This is a genomic window from Chitinophaga agrisoli (genome assembly GCF_008386695.1).
Taxonomy (GTDB): Bacteria; Bacteroidota; Bacteroidia; order Chitinophagales; family Chitinophagaceae; genus Chitinophaga; species Chitinophaga agrisoli.
Genome location: NZ_VUOC01000004.1, coordinates 1,257,622 through 1,275,806 on the forward strand (window position 1 = coordinate 1,257,622; position 18,185 = coordinate 1,275,806).

The window sequence follows — 18,185 nt, forward strand, 5'->3', positions numbered from 1 at the left end:
AGGAGCTGATGTTAGAGAGGACGGAGGACGCGTGTGACTGGAGCAAATAAAACAAGGGTGTACCCTAACATTTACGATACACCCTTTTCTTGTTCACCGGTCTATTTCACAGCTTTGGTCCCCGCTTCTGCTACTGTATGATCATTTTCTACGGTGCTGCCGGATACCCCGATAGCGCCAATCACCTCACCCTTACTGTTTTTGATAGGGATACCACCGGGAAAGGTGATCAATCCGCCATTGGAGTGCTCAATGTTATACAATGAGCCTCCCGGCTGAGAGAGCTGCCCAATATCACCCGTGTTCATGTTAAAGAAACGCGCGGTGCGGGCCTTGCGGATCGCAATGTCTATAGAGCCCAGCCATGCCCCGTCCATACGGGCAAAAGCGGTAAGGTTAGCGCCGGCGTCTACGACGGCGATGTTCATTAAGGTGCCGATATCCGCTGCTTTTTTTTGGGCGGCCTTTACGGCTTCCATTGCCTGTTCTAGAGTGATATTCATATAGTGTAAATAAGGTTTGCTGTAAGGGCCACGGGCCGCAGCCGTTGATCCTGATCTGTTGCCCGTGGCGGTGGTTGTTTAATTTGGAATCATTCCATTTGGATCCAGTACGAACTTTTTAGCCGCTCCTTTGTCGAAATCGTGATAGCCTCCCGGTGCGTCATCCAACCTGATCACCTGTACATTTACAGCTTTGGCGATCTGGATTTTATCATAGATTATGGTGTTCATCAGCTGACGATGATATTTCATGACCGGGCACTGGCCGGTGGCAAAGGAAAGGGATTTGGCCCAACCAAGGCCCAGGCGAAGGCTCAGGTTGCCGGTTTTGGCGGCTTCCTCGTGCGCGCCGGGGTCCTCTGTTACATAGAGGCCCGGGATGCCAACGGCGCCGCCGGCCCGGGTGATCTGCATGGCCGCGTTTAATACCGTAGCCGGTTGTTCTGTGCCGGCGGCATGCCCGTGTCCCCGTGCTTCAAACCCCACACAATCCACCGCAGCATCTACTTCGGGCACGCCTATGATGCCGGCTATCTGGTCCGGCAACGGTGTATCACTGCGCAGGTCCACTATTTCGCAGCCAAAGCTCCGGGCCTGTTCCAACCGTTCGGGGATCATATCCCCTACGATCACTACGGCGGCACCTAAGAGATGACAGGAAGCAGCGCAAGCCAACCCTACGGGGCCGGCGCCTGCCACATATACCACGGAGCCCGGCCCTACGCCGGCCGTTACTGCCCCGTGAAAACCTGTGGGGAAAATATCGGAAAGTAAAGTAAGATCGCGGATCTTGGCCATGGCCTGGTCTTTATCCGGGAACTTGAGCAGGTTAAAATCCGCATATGGCACCATCACATACTCCGCCTGGCCGCCTACCCATCCGCCCATATCCACATAACCATAGGCAGCGCCCGGCCGCGACGGGTTTACATTCAGACAAATGCCCGTTTGCCCCGCCTTACAGTTACGACAGCGGCCACAGGCAATATTAAAAGGTACGGATACGAGGTCGCCTGCCTTGATGAATTCCACATCCCGGCCGGCTTCCAACACTACGCCGGTGATCTCGTGGCCCAGCACCAGACCGGCAGGAGCGGTTGTACGCCCTCTTACCATATGCTGATCACTGCCGCAGATATTAGTGGAAACAATCTGGAGAATAACGCCATGCTCGCATTTACGGTTACCCAGGGCCAGTTTGGGGAAGTCGATGGACTGCACCTCTACCACGCCGGGTTTAATATAAACTACACCTCGATTGGTACTCATAACGCTGGATTTGGCGGCAAGATCCCCCATTACCCTCCGATATGGTAGCATTATGATACATTTCCGGTTACACTATCGTACAAATATCGGACGGTTAGGAAAAAAGCGTTAACTTACTACTATGACAACCGCTAACTCACAGGCTCAGCCTGCCATAGAGCAGCGCCGTGTTTACAGCTACCCCCAATGCGAGCTGAACGTTTTTGAGACCACGCAACAGGCGGCCGCCATACCGCTTAGGTTCAGCCATCTTACCATCATGTCTATGATGCGGGGGAAAAAGATCATGCACCTGGATGATCAGCGCCCGTTTGATTATCTGCCCGGTGAATCATTGATCATCCCAGCGCATCAACACATGCTGATCGATTACCCGGAAGCCAATCTCCACGATCCCACCCAATGCACCGCGCTGGTGCTGGAAGATCATTTTATACAGCAGACCTTCTCACAGCTGGACATGCACTACCAGGCATTTGACAATAACCATAGCTGGATAATGCCTTCCAGCGCATTCCATTTTGTGAACAGCGCGGAGATCACCGCCATCATCAGCAAAATTGTGCGCCTGAGCATGGACCATAAACCCATGAATGAGCTGCGGATAGAACTGTCATTAAAGGAACTGCTGGTACTGATCGCGCAACAGCAGCACCTCTCCCACCTGGAGCAAACCGGCGGTTATACTAATGGCGACGACCATTTTTCACATGTGGTACATTTTATTAAACAACATCTTTCAGAGAAGATCAGTATTGATAAGTTAAGCCGGCTGGCGTATATGAGCCGTACTAATTTCTTCAAATCGTTTAAGATGTATCTGGGGCTTTCCCCGGCGGATTATATCCTGCGGGAACGGATATCGCTGGCTAAACAGCTGTTGCAGGACCCTACGATCAGTATTGCGGAAGTGGCGTACCAGAGCGGGTTTAATAATATCCCTTATTTTATACGGCAGTTCAAGAAACAGGAAAGGTTAACCCCGGGGGAATATAGGGTGGGGAGTTGATGGAACATGCAAACGACAGTTCGCACTATTGAAAATCCAAACTGATTGCATATCCATCTGGTGTTATTGTTTAAAATAATGCCAATGCAGCAATATACTGTCTGCCTCTCTCCTGTCAACCGGGCGGCGATCATTACCCGCCGGCCCCGTGTAAAAGCATTTCCAATGATTTGTACTGTCATAATAATACTCCATAGACAACCATTCTTTCCTGCCTTTATCTGTACGGATGATATTATCCTCTTCATAAGATAAACTATCCTCTCCAATGATCATTATCTTAGAAGTGTGTGTAACGGCGCCTTGGGTCGTATCCGGCGGCAGCCAAACCTGTGATGATGAAGCATTGTCTTCTGTTGTCCAGGTGGAAGGGAGCGGCAGAATACCGCGTACTGCCCTTTGCCTGTTAAATGCGGCGCCGTATTCATTACCTACCGGGAAAAATGTGTACCAGATGGTTTCTATGTTGATGGTTAGGCCGATCAATATGATAATGATAACGTTCCTGGATATATCCTTAATCGTATACTTCATTGTGTATGCAGCTATTTATCACGATGCCGGCCGCAAGTAACGAATTTCCGGGATAATAATGGCATATTGACCGGGATAATGGCAACCGCCGGCGTACCGGCGGCTTTAGCAATATGATAACGGCCGGTTCATTTTGTATGCCCTGCCCGGATTAGATCCCGCAGCTCTTCATTTTGTTTCTTAAGCTCCGTCAGCTGTTTTTGCTGATCGATCAGGTATAACGTCAGCTCCTCTACTTTCTTTACCAGTGCGCTGTTTACCTCACCCACGTCTATTCCATCCTTCGTTACTTCTGCGGCAGCGGGCAGATCCGGCAGGTGACTATTTTCTTTTATCTAATCAGCTACTACGGATAATGGGGGCAATTGGTAATCGTGTGCGAACACATAATCCGGCCAGGCGGTCTTCAGCTTCACTTTAACTCTTTCTGCAATCATGCTGCCGCCTACGGCCAATTTATAGCCTTTGGTATCTGTAACGCCGATGCCCATACTGCCATCTGCCTTTACCACCAGGACACTTTGTGCGAAATTGGCTATGGCGAACAAATTGGTATTTGTCAAGGCGGTGCTGGCTTTGCTTCTACTGTCTATTACAACCGCAGCCATGCCCGCTTCACCGGCAATTGGAACCACATCCTCCGCTTCGCCTGTAAGATAAAGGCCAAAGGGCCTGCCTGGAGCTTTAGCGCGTCCTGTGATATTTGGAATGAAGGAACCGTCAACACTGGTAGCATTGATAAGTTTCAGGTAAGCGTCTGAGGATGATACCTCTGCCGTGGAAAACCTCACTATGGGCGCGCCTTCTGTCCCTCTCACATCCAGCCTCGCGGCCGGTACTGATGTCCCTATGCCGACATAACCGGTTCTATCCACGATCATCTTACTATCCTCGCTATTAAAACCTGCTCCCCCGATAAAAACGGGCATAGCATCGCCTTTATTCTGATAATAACCCTTTATCCAGATCCCTACCTGGTCATTGAAATCATTGCCAGTGCCTGCGGTACTTATATATGATTTCCTATGCAGGCCTATAATCGCGGAAGCCTGGTTAACTGAGCTAGTCATTGAAAAAAGCTGTAATCCAGCGGGTTTGGTAGCTGTTCCCTGTACATCCAGACTACCGAGCACGATGGTGCCGGAGAAATTGCCAGGAGTCTGGCTATGTCCAAGTAAATAACATAAGCATAAACTGCTGCTAAAAAATATCTTCTTTATCATAGGTAAAAATTATACTCGTAAAAACATCACTATATGTAACAGGATAAACTTATGATGCGGGATCACTTGTATTGCCGGGAACAAACATAAGGTATCAGCATCCTGCTAAACTCGTTACTGTAATGACTCTTAATTATTACATAGGTCTCAGGGATCTCCGGGTTAAACTACCAGTTGAAGTCCTAAGCGTTGATGTTACAAACATAGATATCTTTTTGAAAAAACAAAAATCAGCATCCGGGCTGCGACCAGAAACCCCCATCCCCACAATCTTCGCCATCCCTGATACTTTCTTCTCCCCACCTTCCCTTTTCCCCTTATTTTACCTAATTTGTTTATACACCCAACTATTTACCCTCCACACTATGAAACCCTATCACCGTTAATCCAAACCAGCATCATTCACGTTAAAATTCTACGGTATGAAAAAACGCATACGCGCCTTAAGCACATGGCTGCTACTGCTATCCTGCCTGTTCATACAGGCCGCCTACGGGCAAACTTCGCAAAACATTACGGTTACCGGACAGGTAAAAGACGGCAAAGGCACTCCCCTGCCAGGCGTCACGGTGGTGGTAACGGGCAGCGGACAGCAAACCGGCGCCCAAACAGACGCCACCGGCCATTATCGCATCAGCGCCCCGGCAAACAGTACCCTGCAGTTCAGTTTTGTAGGTTACGCTACCAACACCATGCCGCTGAACGGCCGGCAGCAATTGGACATTACCCTCACGGAAACAGCCACGGCGCTTAACGACGTGATAGTCGTGGGGTATGGCACCCAAAAGAAGATCAACCTTACCGGCGCGGTGGTGACCGCTAATGCGGATGTGCTGAACAAACGCGTGGTTACCAGCCCGGCCTCCCTGCTGCAGGGCAGGTTACCAGGCCTGAGTGTTACGGAGAACTCCGGCGAGCCCGGGAACGAAGGCATCTCACTCAAGGTGCGCGGCGTAGGGACTTTCAGCGGCGCAGGCACAGACCCGCTGGTGATCATTGATGGCATACCCGGTAACCTGGAGGCCATCAACCCTAACGACATCTCCTCCGTATCCGTACTGAAAGACGCCGCCTCCGCGGCCATTTACGGGGCACGCGCCGCTAACGGCGTAATACTGGTGACCACCAAAAAAGGCGGCGGCAACGGCTTTCACCTGGAGTACAGCTACAATATGGGGATTACCTCTGCTACCCGCCTGCCCAAGCTGATCACCAACTCCGTGGAGTATATGGAGCTGTATAACACAGCGCTGGAGCATTCCGGTCAGGCCAGGGCCTATCCGGTTGATTTTATTAACCAGTACCGTGATGCTACGGACAAGACAAAATTCCCGGATGTCAACTGGCTGGATGTGGTGTTCCGCACTGTATACACCCAGAATCATTACCTGAACGTAAGCGGAGGCCGTAACGGCACTACCTATAACGTGGGCATGGGTTATATAGACCAGCCGGGCACTATGCTGGGTTTTGATTTTAAGAAGTATACGCTGCAGTTCAATATCAATTCCGAAGTAAATAAACGGGTAACCTTTGGGGCGAATGTGAACTTCAATTATGGCGACCGCCGTTATCCGCGGCAGGGCAGCCAGGATCAATTCCTGGCCGCGCTTTCACAGGCGCCCATGTATGGCCCCGTTGTGCCGGATGGCAGCGGCCATTACACCTATCGCGGCGATCCTTATGTATACCATAACAAGAACCCTGTGGCCATTGCGGAGAATGTGCAGGCTACAGACCGTTCCTATTATGTGCAAAGCAATCTTTTTGTGAACGTAAAACTGCTGGATGGCCTTACCTGGGAAACACGGGGCGGCTTTAACTTCAGCTTTGAGCAGGTGAAGGACTTCCGGCCGGTGGTGCCCCAGTATGACTGGTTTACCGGCGCGTTTGCCACTTACCTGGATGTGGGCGAGAAAGGACTGCAGGTAAATAATAACAACACCATCTACCCTATCCTGTACACACAGCTTACCTACGATAAACAGCTGGGCCAGCATCATATTAAACTGTTGGGTGGCGCACAGGAAGAGTATTACCGGGCTGATAACCTGGAAGGCTACAGGCGCGATTTTCCCAATAATGACCTGCGGGAGCTGCATGCGGCGGGCACAGACGGGCAAAGCACAGATGGCAGCGCCTATGAATGGGCCCTGCGCTCGTTTTACGGGCGATTGAACTACGACTATCATGACAAATACCTGTTTGAGGCCAATATGCGTTACGATGGTTCTTCCCGCTTTGCCAATGATACCCGCTGGGGTTTCTTTCCTTCTTTCTCTGCCGGCTGGCGTATTGGACAGGAGGCTTTCCTGCAATCCGCTAACTGGCTGGATGATCTGAAGCTGCGCGCTTCCTGGGGAAAGCTGGGCAACCAGAACATAGGTAATTATCCTTATCAGAATGTGCTGCAGCTGGGCGCTAACTATCCGCTGGATAACAGCGCGGTGTACCTGGGCACAAAACGTCAGAACCTGGTAGACGCCAATATCCGCTGGGAGACCACCCGCGTATTTGATATAGGTGTAGACATAACCGTGCTGAATAACCGCTTAACGCTGAATGCAGACTGGTATAATAAAAAGACCTACGATATCCTGCGCACCGCACAGGTACCCGGCTGGCTGGGCCTGAACGGCCCGGTGATCAATGGCGGCACCATGCGCAATATTGGCTGGGAGTTTGGCCTGCAGTACCAGGATAAGATCGGGGAATTTGCCTATGGCGCAGGCATTAACTTTCAGACGTTTAAGAATGAGCTGATAAAGTTTGGCGCCAGGGAGATCGATAACAATGTGATCCGTGAAGAAGGGCACCCGTATAATACATACTATGTGTATCAGGTAGAAGGTATTTTCCAGTCTGATGAAGATATCCGCAATTCCCCCGTACAGGCCTTTAATCCTAAACCGGGTGATCTGAAGTTTAAAGACATCAATGGCGATAAGCTCATAGATGCGAAGGACCGTACGTATGTAGATGGCGCTTACCCCTCCTACTCCTATTCGCTGAACCTGAATGCCAGCTACAAACATTTTGACCTGGCAGCCATGTTCTATGGCGTAGAAGGACAGAAATTCTACGTCACCGGTTGGGGCATAGAGCCTTTTACGCAATCTACCCCGCCAACAGAAGAATGGCGCAATGCATGGACGCCTCAGAACACCGGCGCTACGTTGCCCGCGATCTATGTACAGGGGTATGGCCCCATCTCTGGCGTGGCCTCTACTTACCTGTTACGGGATGCTTCATTCCTGCGGCTTAAGAACGTGCAGCTGGGTTATAACCTGCAGGCGCCCTGGCTGCAACGGGCCGGTATCAGCAACCTGCGCGTATATTTTGCGGGGGATAACCTGTTCACTATTACCAACTATCCATCGCTTGATCCTGAACGTGGCGGCAGCGGCAATTTTGTGAATTACCCGCAGAACAGGATCTATTCCTTTGGCGCAAGGGTAACGTTCTAAGCGAATACAATTGTTCATGCAAATACAGATCATCATGTCTACACGATATATAACCTTACTATGCAGCCTGGTAATACTGCTGACAGCAGGCTGTAAAAGCAGTTTCCTGGATAAATACCCGTTGGACCAGCCATCGGCGGAGAATTTCTGGCATACAGAAGACGATATTAAACTGGCGCTTACCGGCTGTTATGCGCCATTGTCTGTGAACCAGGATCAGTCAGTAGCAGAAGGTTTTGGCGCTTTTACCATTTACTGGGACGCCATTTCCGACAACGCGTATCCCCGCAACGGTAACTTTGTGAACATTGCCCTGGGGCAGCTGGAGGCCACCAGCGGCGGTATTGTGAATGACTGGTACAATCTCAACTACCAGGCCATTGCCAGTTGCAATTATTTCCTGGCCAATGCAGATAAGGTACCGCTGGATGCCAATACATTGGCGCAGTACAAGGCGGAAGTACATTTCCTGCGGGCCTACTATTATTTTCAACTGACCAATATCTATGGCGGCGTTATCATCACCCTGCAACCGGAGCAGCTGGATTATATGAAAGGCAAACCAAAGAACAGTAAAGCGGAAGTCATGAACCTGGTACTCGCAGACCTGGATACTGCTATACAACACCTGCCGGATGGCCCTTACAGCGGCCGGGTGGTTAAAGGCGCGGCACTGGGATTTAAAGCCAGGGTATTGCTGTACAACAGCTCCTTTGCAGAAGCTGCGGCCACGGCAAAACAAGTGATAGACGGCGGACAGTTTCACCTGTATGACAGCTACTATGGGCTATTTGTAAAACCCGGGCAGACCAATAACCCGGAGATCATGTTCTCTGCGCGTTACCAGCTGCCCAATATGTTCAGTACCCTGGATTACCAGATGGGCTGGGATCAGTGGGAACGGGTACAGCCTATTAAAAGCCTGGTTGACGCCTATGAGTGCACGGATGGCCTGCCCATCAGCCAATCGCCTTTATATGACCCTGCCCATCCTTATGAGCACCGCGATCCCCGCCTGCGCAGAACGGTATACGTACCCGGCGATCCCTGGAAGTACAGCGCGGATGGCATTTTTGATCCTAGTAAGGATGGTAATAACCGTACCGGCTTCCTGGTGAAGAAATACCTGGATACCAGCCGCGCCCCCACCAACTACTCTACCCGCAGCGACCAGGATTTTGTGCTGTTGCGTTATGCGGATATCCTGCTGATGTATGCGGAAGCGCAGAATGAGACCAGCGGCCCGGATCAAAGCGTATACGATGCGGTAAATGCGGTGCGGGCGCGGCCAGGTGTTAATATGCCGCCGTTGCCTGCAGGCTTGTCACAAACAGATATGCGGCAGCGTATCCGCCAGGAAAGACGGGTGGAGTTTGCGCTGGAAGGCACACGTTATTTTGACCTGTTACGCTGGCGTACAGCTAAGGATGTGCTTAGTGCGATCGTCAACCCCGGTGGGGCGCACCGGCAGTTCCTGGATAAGAATTATCTGTTCCCTTTTCCCCAATCGGAAGTGGATATCTATGGGATAGAACAAAATATGGGGTATTAGCTATTGCTCCGCCATTATCAGCTGGATGATCTCATTGCGCTGCAGGTGCTGCGCCCAGCCTAAAGGGGTACCGTTATAGCGCTTATCTGTAATGGTGAGGTCCGGATGGGCAGCCAGGGCCAGTTTTGCCAGCGCCAGATCATTACGCTCTGCCGCCAGGTGCAGCAATGTAGCCTGCCAGTCGCCGTACTGTTGGTTGGCCTGCTCCGGGTGGGTGGCCAGCAGTGCGGCGGCTTTGTCTTTCCAGCCCAGGTCCCAGGCATCCAGGGCGCTGTAGCCTACCCCGCGCTCCACTAACCAGGCGGCTGCGGCGGGCTGCTGGCATTGTACGGCCAGTTGCATCAGCGTCATGCCATTGGCCAGGATGGTATGCAGGTCCTGCGTTTCAAAACTGCCATTGGCGGGTATTATCCCCCTGCCAATGGCTTCTGCCAGCGCGATCTGCTGTGCCTTAGGCGGATGTTTGCGGAAAAGATCGCCATGCAGCCACCAGGTATATCCATCGCCTATCCAGCTGAACCCTACCTGGTTATACATACGGCGGCCGGTAGCATTTAATACGGCATAATGATAACCCTGTTCCTTTGCATACTGACAGGCGGCTATTACAACCGCCTTGCCAATACCTTTTTCCCGGGCATGAGGCACTACGCCCACGTTATAAATGCCTGCGGCGCCGTAAGGGCCGGTAGTCAGGAATACGCAGCTATGCCCTACTACCTGTCCATTAAGGGTGGCAATAAAACGTTGTGCGATTTCCGGTTGCTGTTGTAGTAAAGCCGGCGATATGGCGCCGTCTTCGCCCGCATAAGGCAGGTTAGGCGTAAGATCAATGCCGGTGGTGTTATCCGCGTGCAGTTCCAGGCCGGCGGGTACGGGATGTGCGGTCTGGATCTTTTGCAGGTCCAGCCCCATCCAGCAGGGCCGCCATCCACGTTTAAAGCCACGCGCCAGCAGGCGTATGCCAAGATCTGCAGGCTGTGGCGGGTGCAGCGACCAGCAACCAATGCCGTTAGGCGGATATTGCCGGTACCAGTCCATCATCGCATCCAGCTGCCCGCCTGCGCCGGCGGCTTCCAATACCGGGAAGCCCACCATGGCCTCCTTATCCGGACCACCATACGTGCAGGTAAGCCCGGCACTGGTCTTTACCAACCCTCCCTGCGCCATTGCGTTACGGGTGAACAGTTCCTGGTGGTTAAAAGCAGCGGCTTGTTCCAATTGGGCAGCCGTTGCATTTTTTAGAACGGGAAAATATGTAGCCATGGGTGGTAGCAATAGCGGTGATAATTGTGAATGCGGTTTACGCCGTAAAAGTACGGGAACCGGCCTGGTTTCCTATCAGCGGTAGTGGCTTTTTTGTGTGATGCCGGCTTGTGAAAGAACTGTTAAGTTGTGCATCTATACTTACCATTTATACTTTTTTTGCTTTGATCCCAGCGGTATAATTTTTAGTTTTGCGGCATCAATTGTGGAACATGTCCACAGTTTTGCGAACTATGGTGAAAAAGAAACACATACCATTCAGGTGGCTATGCTGTATGCTGTTGCTCAGCTTACGGCAGGTAGTGGGTCTTTTCCCGGACAGCGGCGCGTTGCAAATGCCTGCCACGGCACATCAGAAGCAGGTATCCGCTTCGCAGCAGCTGTTTACCGATACGCTTTTCACCCATGCGGTATCGGAGATCTTATCCGAAGAAGCCGCCGGTGAAACAGCCGATGTATTACGCGCCAGTCATCCAAAACCGCGTAAACAACGGTACTACCTCAATGCCTCCACGCAGCAGTTCAGCTGCAGCCCACGCATCTTGTACCAGGATGATCGCCAGGGCTATTATGTACAGGTAAAAGAAAACAAAGGCGGCGAGTATCAATGGCATGATTGCTTTTTGCCAGCCTATTACACCTTCCTCTTCCGGTTCACCTTGTTTTGAGCCGCTTCTCCTTTTATACACCGCTTCGATTGTAACCGCTGAAAAGCGCAAGGGCATTGGTTTGTCATACATAGTCATTTATGGCTGTATGATACAGGGGACTTATTGCAAATAAACATTTGCCATCTGCGGCGTGCGATCACGCGCCCGGATAACTATGCCCACGCTATTGCCACAGCGGCAGTACAGCTATTCATATTCTTAACCGGCGCTTCCCTATAGCGCATCAACTAAAAACAGGCTCATGAACATGCAGCGTTATTTCTGGATCATAACAGGATGGACGGCGATAGCCGTATATGGATGCACCACCAACGGCAACACAGACGCCGGCAAAAAAGAGGCGCAGCCTTTCCCCGTCACCCGCCTGGCGGTCAAAGACACTTTATTAAAACACAACTATGTAGCCGGTTTGCAGGCCGTGCGGAATGTAGAAGTAAGGGCACGTGTGAACGGCTTCCTGGAAAAGATCTATATAGACGAAGGACAGCATGTCACTAAAGGACAACTGCTTTTCTCCATTAACGCAGAGGAATATAAGGCGCAGCTGGCCGCCGCCAACGCCAATTTAAGCAGCGCTATTGCAGAAGCCAAAGCAGCCGCGGTAGATGCGCGGCGTATAAAACTGCTGGTAGAGAAAAAAGTGATCGCCACTACGGAGCTGGAAGTAGCGGAAGCACGGCTGGCGGCGGTAGATGCACGGGTAGACGAAGCCCGCTCTGCCGTTAGCAGGGCCACCATGCACCTGGGTTATACGGATGTACGCGCGCCATTTGACGGCATTATTGACCGTATTCCTCTAAAAACCGGCAGCCTGGTAGAAGACGGCGCTTTGCTCACCACCGTGTCCGATACGCATGAGATGTACGCCTATTTCAATGTATCTGAAACAGAGTACCTGGAATACCAGAAATCACATAAAGGGCCCAGCAACAAGACCGTAGGTCTTATACTGGCTGATGGCACGCCTTACGCATGGCCGGGTAAGGTAGAGACCATAGAAGGGGAATTTGAGTCCTCCACGGGCGCTATCGCCTTCCGCGCCCGCTTTCCTAATCCGCAACGGCTGCTGAAACATGGCGCGACCGGCAATATCCAGCTGGAGAACACTTTGGATGACGCGCTGATCATCCCCCAGAAAGCCGTATTTGAAATGCAGGACAAAAACTATGTGTTTGTAGTAGGTGATGGCGACAAGGTGAGCATGCGCAGCATTTCGCCCAGCGCAAGGCTTTCCAACTGCTACATCGTAAAAGAAGGGCTGCAGCCCAATGAGCGGATCGTGTGCGAGGGTATCCAGAGCATACGCGACGGCATGCACATACATCCTGTAAACATTCCGCTGGACAGCCTGCTGAAAATGTAAGCGTTCCCGGACCAAAAACGAGAAAAACATGTTTGATACTTTTATAAAGCGGCCGGTGTTGTCGCTCGTGATCTCTTTGATCATAACCCTCGTAGGCTTACTGGCGCTGTTTACGCTGCCCGTTACCCAGTTCCCGGATATTGTACCGCCTTCTGTAACAGTGACCGCCAAATACACCGGCGCCAATGCAGAGGTATGCGCCAAAGCGGTGGCCACTCCCCTGGAGCGCGCCATTAACGGCGTGCCGGGTATGACGTATATGTCGTCTGTATCCAGTAACAACGGTATTACGCTGATACAGATCTTCTTTAAAGTAGGCACTGATCCGGACCAGGCAGCCGTAAACGTACAGAACCGTGTAGCCACTATCATTGACGAGCTGCCGGAAGAGGTGATCAAAGCCGGCGTGACCACGGAAAAAGAGGTGAACAGTATGCTGCTGTACCTGAATGTGATGAGCGATGATCCCCGGCTGGACGAGCAGTTCATCTACAATTTTGCGGACATTAACGTGCTGCAGGAGCTCAAACGTATTGACGGCGTAGGCTTTGCAGAGATCATGGGCGCTAAGGAATATGCCATGCGCGTGTGGCTGAAACCGGACCGTATGCTGGCGTACAATATCTCTACAGAGGAGATCATCGCCGCCATCCGCAGGCAGAATATAGAAGCGGCGCCGGGTAAAACCGGCGAGAGCTCTGATAAATCGCCGCAGCTGCTGCAATATGTGTTGCGGTATACCGGTAAATTCTTTGAGCCTTCCCAATACGCCCATATTATCCTGCGCACGGAGAAAAACGGTTCTATGCTACGCCTGCAGGATGTAGCGGAGCTGGAATTTGGCTCGCTGAGTTATGGCATGGTATCCAAGACGAATGGTAAACCATCTGCCTCTATCATGCTTAAACAGCGGCCCGGCTCCAATGCACGGGAAGTGATACAGAACGTAAAAGACCGTATGGCTACATTAAAGGCCAGCTCCTTTCCGCCGGGTATGACCTATAATTTTAACTATGACGTATCCCGTTTCCTGGATGCATCTATACACGAGGTAGTGCGTACGTTGTTTGAAGCTTTTCTGCTGGTGTTCCTGGTGGTGTTCCTGTTCCTGCAGGATTTCCGTTCCACCCTTATTCCCGCGCTGGCGGTACCGGTGGCATTGATAGGCACATTGTGCTTTATGCAGCTGCTGGGCTTTTCCATTAACCTGTTAACGCTGTTTGCGCTGGTGCTGGCCATTGGTATTGTGGTGGATAATGCCATTGTGGTGGTGGAGGCCGTGCACGTAAAGATGACGGAGGAGCACCTGCCGCCCATGGAAGCCACGCTGGCAGCCATGCGGGAGATCAGCGGCGCCATTGTGGCCATTACGCTGGTGATGTCTGCCGTGTTTGTACCGGTAGCATTCCTCTCTGGCCCTGTAGGGGTATTTTACCGGCAGTTCTCCCTTACGCTGGCCTTTGCGATTGTTATATCCGGTATTAATGCGGTAACCCTCACGCCCGCGCTTTGCGCGCTGATGTTAAAACATGCCCATGGCGAACCGGGACGTAAAGGACCATTGCAACGTTTCTTCCGTGGTTTCAACAACGGGTACGAAGCCACCGCAGGCCGCTACCGGCGGCTGATAGGTGTTATTGCCGGCAGGCGTTTTGTTACCGTGGTATTGCTGCTGTTCTTCTTCCTGGCCACCTGGGGCGTAAGCGCGGTACTGCCTTCTGGCTTTATACCATCAGAAGACCAGGGCATGATCTATGTGAACGTGACCACGCCGCCCGGCGCTACCGTAGAACGTACAGAGGAAGTGCTGGACCAGGTATATGCCGCCACCAAAGATATGGACGCAGTAGAATCTGCTTCTACCCTTGCGGGTTATAGCCTTGTAAATGAAGTGGCCGGCGCTTCTTATGGTATGGGTATGATCAATCTGAAACCCTGGGAAGAACGGAAGGAGTCTGTAACGGAGCTGATAACAAAGCTGCAGCAAAAAGTAGCGCATATCAAAGACGCGAGCATTGAATTCTTTCCGCCGCCAACAGTGCCCGGCTTTGGTAATGCCAGCGGTTTTGAGCTGCGCGTGCTGGATAAGACCGGTACCGGTAACCTGCAGCAAACCGCCAAGGTGACCAATGATTTTATACTGGCGCTGGAAAAGCGGCCGGAGATCGGCAATGCCTTTACCAGTTTTGATCCCAGCTTTCCGCAATACCTGATACATGTAGACCAGGAAAGGGCCGCGCAGAAAGGCGTAAGCATTGAAACGGCCATGAATACGCTACAGACATTACTGGGCAGCTATTATGCTTCCAACTTTATCCGCTTTGGACAGATGTATAAGGTAATGGTGCAGGCAGCGCCCCAATACCGCGCCAGACCAGAGGATGTGCTGCACCTGTATGTGAAGAATGACCAGGGCGAGATGGTGCCGTTCTCTAACTTCATCCGCATGGAACGGGTGTACGGCCCCGAACAGCTGACCCGTTATAACATGTATACCGCCGCTATGATCAACGGCGATGCCGCGGCCGGTTATAGCAGCGGAGACGCCATCAAGGCCATACAGGAAACCGCCAAACAGCTGCCCAGGGGCTATAGTTATGAATGGAGCGGTATGACGCGGGAACAGATCCTGTCCGGCAACCAGGCCATCTACATCTTCCTGCTCTGCATCGTGTTTGTGTATCTGTTACTGGCCGCGCAGTATGAAAGCTTCCTGCTGCCGCTACCGGTGTTGCTATCCCTGCCAGCGGGCATATTTGGCGCATTCCTCTCATTGAAGCTGTTGGGACTGGAGAATAATATCTATGCGCAGGTGGCGCTGGTCATGCTGATAGGTTTGCTGGGCAAGAATGCTATCCTGATCGTGGAGTTCGCCATTCAGCGCAACAAGGAAGGATTAACGCCGCTGGAAGCCGCCAAAGAAGGAGCGGTGAGCCGTTTACGCCCCATCCTCATGACCTCCTTTGCCTTTATTGCGGGGCTTATCCCCCTTTGTGTGGCCAGTGGCGCAGGCGCTATGGGTAACCGTTCCATTGGCACCGCCGCTGCAGGAGGTATGTTGATAGGCACCGTGTTTGGCGTGCTGGTGATACCGGGGTTGTATGTATTGTTTGCCGCCGCTACCCGCAAGCCACCGCGGAAACAACAGCAAAAAGAGGCCATAGCGGCCGCGCAAGTTTAACCAGATAATTTGAGTTATGAATAAAAACTGTTTCTCTATATATAAATATGCCCCGGCGCTGTTGTTATCCGCAGCGCTGGGCTGCCGCCTGCCGCAACCGCTGGTGACCCCGGCGGGACAATCATTGCCGGCTGCTTTTGGCACGGATACAGCATTTAGTGATGTTGATACCAGCGGTATTGGTAACCAACCCTGGCAGCAATTCTTTAAGGATCCGCAGCTACGCGCGCTCATAGACACCGCGCTGCATAATAATTATGAACTGATGACCGCTAAGGAGCAGGTAAAGATCAGCGGCGCCGTACTACTGGCAGCACGGCGGGCCTGGCTGCCCTCACTGGATATTAATGCCAGCGCCGGAATAGATAAGTATGGTAAGTATACCATGAACGGCGTAGGCAATTTTGATACGAACCTTTCCTCTAACATCAGCAAAGACCAGCATGTACCGGAAAGCCCTACGCCAGATCTGTTCCTGGGCTTACGCAGTAACTGGGAGCTGGACCTGTGGGGTAAGCTGCGGCAACGTAAATATGCCGCACAGGCAAGATACCTGGCCAGCGCACAGGGCCAACGCCTGGTAAGCACCCTGCTCGTATCCGCGGTAGCGGCGCATTATTATGAGCTCATCGCGCTGGATAATGAGCTGGCCATTATCCAAAAGAATATAACGCTGCAGGAAACTGCATTGGCCACCGTGCAGATACAACAGTCTGCCGGTAAGGCCACCCTATTGGCTAGCCAGCAATTTGAAGCCCAGCTGCTGGATACCCGCAGCCTGGAGTTTGCCACCCGTCAGCGCATGCTGGCAGTAGAAACAGAGCTGAACTACCTGCTGGGCCGCTTTCCGCAACCGGTGGCCCGCGCTTCAGCGCTTACAGTGGATACCCTGGCAGCCGCCTGGCAACCGGGCGTACCTGCTTCCCTGCTGATCAACCGGCCGGATATAAAACAGGCGGAACTGGAGCTGACCGCAGCGAAGGCGGATGTAAACGCGGCGCGGGCCGCTTTTCTACCCTCGCTGAATATTACACCTTATGCGGGATACAATGCGTTTAAGGCAGGATTATTATTAGAGCCCGCTTCTTTTGCTTATGGTGTGCTAGGCAGCATTACGGCGCCGCTATTCAATCAAAAACAACTGCAGGCGCAGTACCGCATTAACGAATCAGGGGGTAAGATCTCTTTCTATAATTACCAGCAAAAGATCTTGCAGGCTTACCAGGAGGTAGCCGTAGCCATGGGTAATGTGTATAACCAGCGGCAGGTATTAGCCCTCAGATCAAAAGAAGTAGGTGTGCTGCAAAGCGCGGTATCTACCGCTAATGACCTGTTCCTGGGAGGTTATGCATCTTACCTGGAGATCATCACCGCACAGAAAAGCGTACTGGAGGCAGAGCTGGCGTTAATACACACACGCCGGGAAGTGCTGGCCGGAACGGTACGGTTGTACCAGGCATTAGGCGGCGGATGGATGTAATATAATAGTGTACCGGTAGCCGTTGGTGCAGCATGTTATATTGCGCCGGCGGCTATCGATCCATTATTTATATGATCATCGATTAACTTTTGTGACGATTGACTACCCACATCTGCTACATGCTGTCCAACGCCTTTATCTAACGTTCATTGATACAAATATCACTACTCATTTAAGCAACCCGCTTAACAATTGTATACAAGACAATCATCCATCATGCTCGTTGCAACAACCATCCAGCCTGCATTGCGATCGATTGCGACTACGTATATCTGTGTTGCTTGTTTGCGTTTATACGTGGCGGCCAATCTGGAGATTTCTACATGCTATATTTCATGTAATAGCCCTCTTACAAAAGTTAATAATAAATAAACCCGCTACATAAATCCTCATCATTCCTTTCCAGTTAAGCATCTACGGATATGACAAAATAATATATTCTTAACAGGAATGGAGAACATGTTTTGATAACACAACTAACACTGACAACATTTTGTTTTTTTTGTAATTTCATGTACGAAATACACAAACGATGCCCTATGAACCTAAATTCTTTTCGAGTCACTAACCGTGAAATTACGTACATACTTGTTTTAGCAGCTCCCTTTGAACAACAGCCGGACTAGCAAAAATATTCCTATTGTGAATATCTATTATTGTAACCGGA

Annotated in this window: 12 protein-coding genes; 7 read left to right on the top strand and 5 right to left on the bottom strand. The window is 51.5% G+C overall.

Annotated features, from left to right (window positions below; all coding sequences use genetic code 11):
* Window positions 1-101 precede the first annotated feature (101 nt).
* A complete protein-coding gene (locus tag F0L74_RS24095; protein ID WP_149840469.1) occupies window positions 102-503 on the bottom strand; it encodes a GlcG/HbpS family heme-binding protein in 402 nt (133 codons plus the stop codon).
* A 78-nt stretch (window positions 504-581) separates the two neighbouring features.
* The gene (gene fdhA, locus F0L74_RS24100) at window positions 582-1,772 is read right to left on the bottom strand and encodes a formaldehyde dehydrogenase, glutathione-independent (protein WP_149840470.1); all 1,191 of its coding nucleotides are present in this window, start codon (window positions 1,770-1,772) and stop codon (window positions 582-584) included.
* Window positions 1,773-1,893: 121 nt separating this feature from the next.
* Between fdhA and F0L74_RS24105 the strand changes: the two genes are divergently transcribed.
* The gene (locus tag F0L74_RS24105; RefSeq protein ID WP_149840471.1) at window positions 1,894-2,781 is read left to right on the top strand and encodes an AraC family transcriptional regulator; all 888 of its coding nucleotides are present in this window, start codon (window positions 1,894-1,896) and stop codon (window positions 2,779-2,781) included.
* Window positions 2,782-2,844: 63 nt separating this feature from the next.
* Here F0L74_RS24105 and F0L74_RS24110 read toward each other — a convergent pair whose 3' ends face one another.
* Window positions 2,845-3,315, bottom strand: coding sequence for a hypothetical protein (locus F0L74_RS24110; protein WP_149840472.1), 471 nt, complete (start codon window positions 3,313-3,315; stop codon window positions 2,845-2,847).
* Window positions 3,316-3,650: 335 nt separating this feature from the next.
* Window positions 3,651-4,385, bottom strand: coding sequence for a hypothetical protein (locus tag F0L74_RS24115; protein ID WP_149840473.1), 735 nt, complete (start codon window positions 4,383-4,385; stop codon window positions 3,651-3,653).
* Between the two features lie 575 nt (window positions 4,386-4,960).
* Here F0L74_RS24115 and F0L74_RS24120 point away from each other — a divergent pair.
* Together F0L74_RS24120 and F0L74_RS24125 are read left to right on the top strand one after the other, a co-directional pair.
* Window positions 4,961-8,005: a SusC/RagA family TonB-linked outer membrane protein gene (locus tag F0L74_RS24120; protein WP_149840474.1), complete on the top strand. Its 3,045-nt coding sequence runs from the start codon at window positions 4,961-4,963 to the stop codon at window positions 8,003-8,005.
* A gap of 34 nt (window positions 8,006-8,039) precedes the next feature.
* Window positions 8,040-9,557: a RagB/SusD family nutrient uptake outer membrane protein gene (locus tag F0L74_RS24125; RefSeq protein WP_188316137.1), complete on the top strand. Its 1,518-nt coding sequence runs from the start codon at window positions 8,040-8,042 to the stop codon at window positions 9,555-9,557.
* Here the strand turns inward: F0L74_RS24125 and F0L74_RS24130 are convergent, their stop codons facing one another.
* Entirely contained in the window at window positions 9,558-10,823 is a 1,266-nt protein-coding gene (locus F0L74_RS24130; RefSeq protein WP_149840476.1) for a GNAT family N-acetyltransferase, read from the bottom strand.
* 212 nt (window positions 10,824-11,035) lie between these two features.
* On the opposite strand from F0L74_RS24130, the gene F0L74_RS24135 reads away from it, so the two are divergent.
* The 4 genes from F0L74_RS24135 (at window position 11,036) to F0L74_RS24150 (ending at window position 17,518) form a co-directional block, all read left to right on the top strand.
* Complete coding sequence (locus tag F0L74_RS24135) at window positions 11,036-11,491, top strand: hypothetical protein (RefSeq protein WP_149840477.1); 456 nt, start codon at window positions 11,036-11,038, stop codon at window positions 11,489-11,491.
* A 244-nt stretch (window positions 11,492-11,735) separates the two neighbouring features.
* Complete coding sequence (locus F0L74_RS24140; protein WP_246197804.1) at window positions 11,736-12,857, top strand: efflux RND transporter periplasmic adaptor subunit; 1,122 nt, start codon at window positions 11,736-11,738, stop codon at window positions 12,855-12,857.
* Between the two features lie 28 nt (window positions 12,858-12,885).
* A complete protein-coding gene (locus F0L74_RS24145; protein WP_149840478.1) occupies window positions 12,886-16,038 on the top strand; it encodes an efflux RND transporter permease subunit in 3,153 nt (1,050 codons plus the stop codon).
* Between the two features lie 16 nt (window positions 16,039-16,054).
* On the top strand, window positions 16,055-17,518 hold the full coding sequence (locus F0L74_RS24150; protein ID WP_149840479.1) for a TolC family protein: 1,464 nt from the start codon (window positions 16,055-16,057) through the stop codon (window positions 17,516-17,518).
* The last annotated feature ends 667 nt before the right edge of the window (window positions 17,519-18,185 follow it).

Bases quoted from the DNA above. Each gene is read 5' to 3' on its own strand.
- F0L74_RS24095 (WP_149840469.1), bottom strand. From the start codon at position 503: ATGAATATCACTCTAGAACAGGCAATGGAAGCCGTAAAGGCCGCCCAA.
- F0L74_RS24105 (WP_149840471.1), top strand. From the start codon at position 1,894: ATGACAACCGCTAACTCACAGGCTCAGCCTGCCATAGAGCAGCGCCGT.
- F0L74_RS24110 (WP_149840472.1), bottom strand. From the start codon at position 3,315: ATGAAGTATACGATTAAGGATATATCCAGGAACGTTATCATTATCATA.
- F0L74_RS24140 (WP_246197804.1), top strand. From the start codon at position 11,736: ATGAACATGCAGCGTTATTTCTGGATCATAACAGGATGGACGGCGATA.
- F0L74_RS24135 (WP_149840477.1), top strand. From the start codon at position 11,036: ATGTCCACAGTTTTGCGAACTATGGTGAAAAAGAAACACATACCATTC.
- F0L74_RS24115 (WP_149840473.1), bottom strand. From the start codon at position 4,385: ATGACTAGCTCAGTTAACCAGGCTTCCGCGATTATAGGCCTGCATAGG.
- F0L74_RS24120 (WP_149840474.1), top strand. From the start codon at position 4,961: ATGAAAAAACGCATACGCGCCTTAAGCACATGGCTGCTACTGCTATCC.
- F0L74_RS24125 (WP_188316137.1), top strand. From the start codon at position 8,040: ATGTCTACACGATATATAACCTTACTATGCAGCCTGGTAATACTGCTG.
- F0L74_RS24150 (WP_149840479.1), top strand. From the start codon at position 16,055: ATGAATAAAAACTGTTTCTCTATATATAAATATGCCCCGGCGCTGTTG.
- fdhA (WP_149840470.1), bottom strand. From the start codon at position 1,772: ATGAGTACCAATCGAGGTGTAGTTTATATTAAACCCGGCGTGGTAGAG.
- F0L74_RS24130 (WP_149840476.1), bottom strand. From the start codon at position 10,823: ATGGCTACATATTTTCCCGTTCTAAAAAATGCAACGGCTGCCCAATTG.
- F0L74_RS24145 (WP_149840478.1), top strand. From the start codon at position 12,886: ATGTTTGATACTTTTATAAAGCGGCCGGTGTTGTCGCTCGTGATCTCT.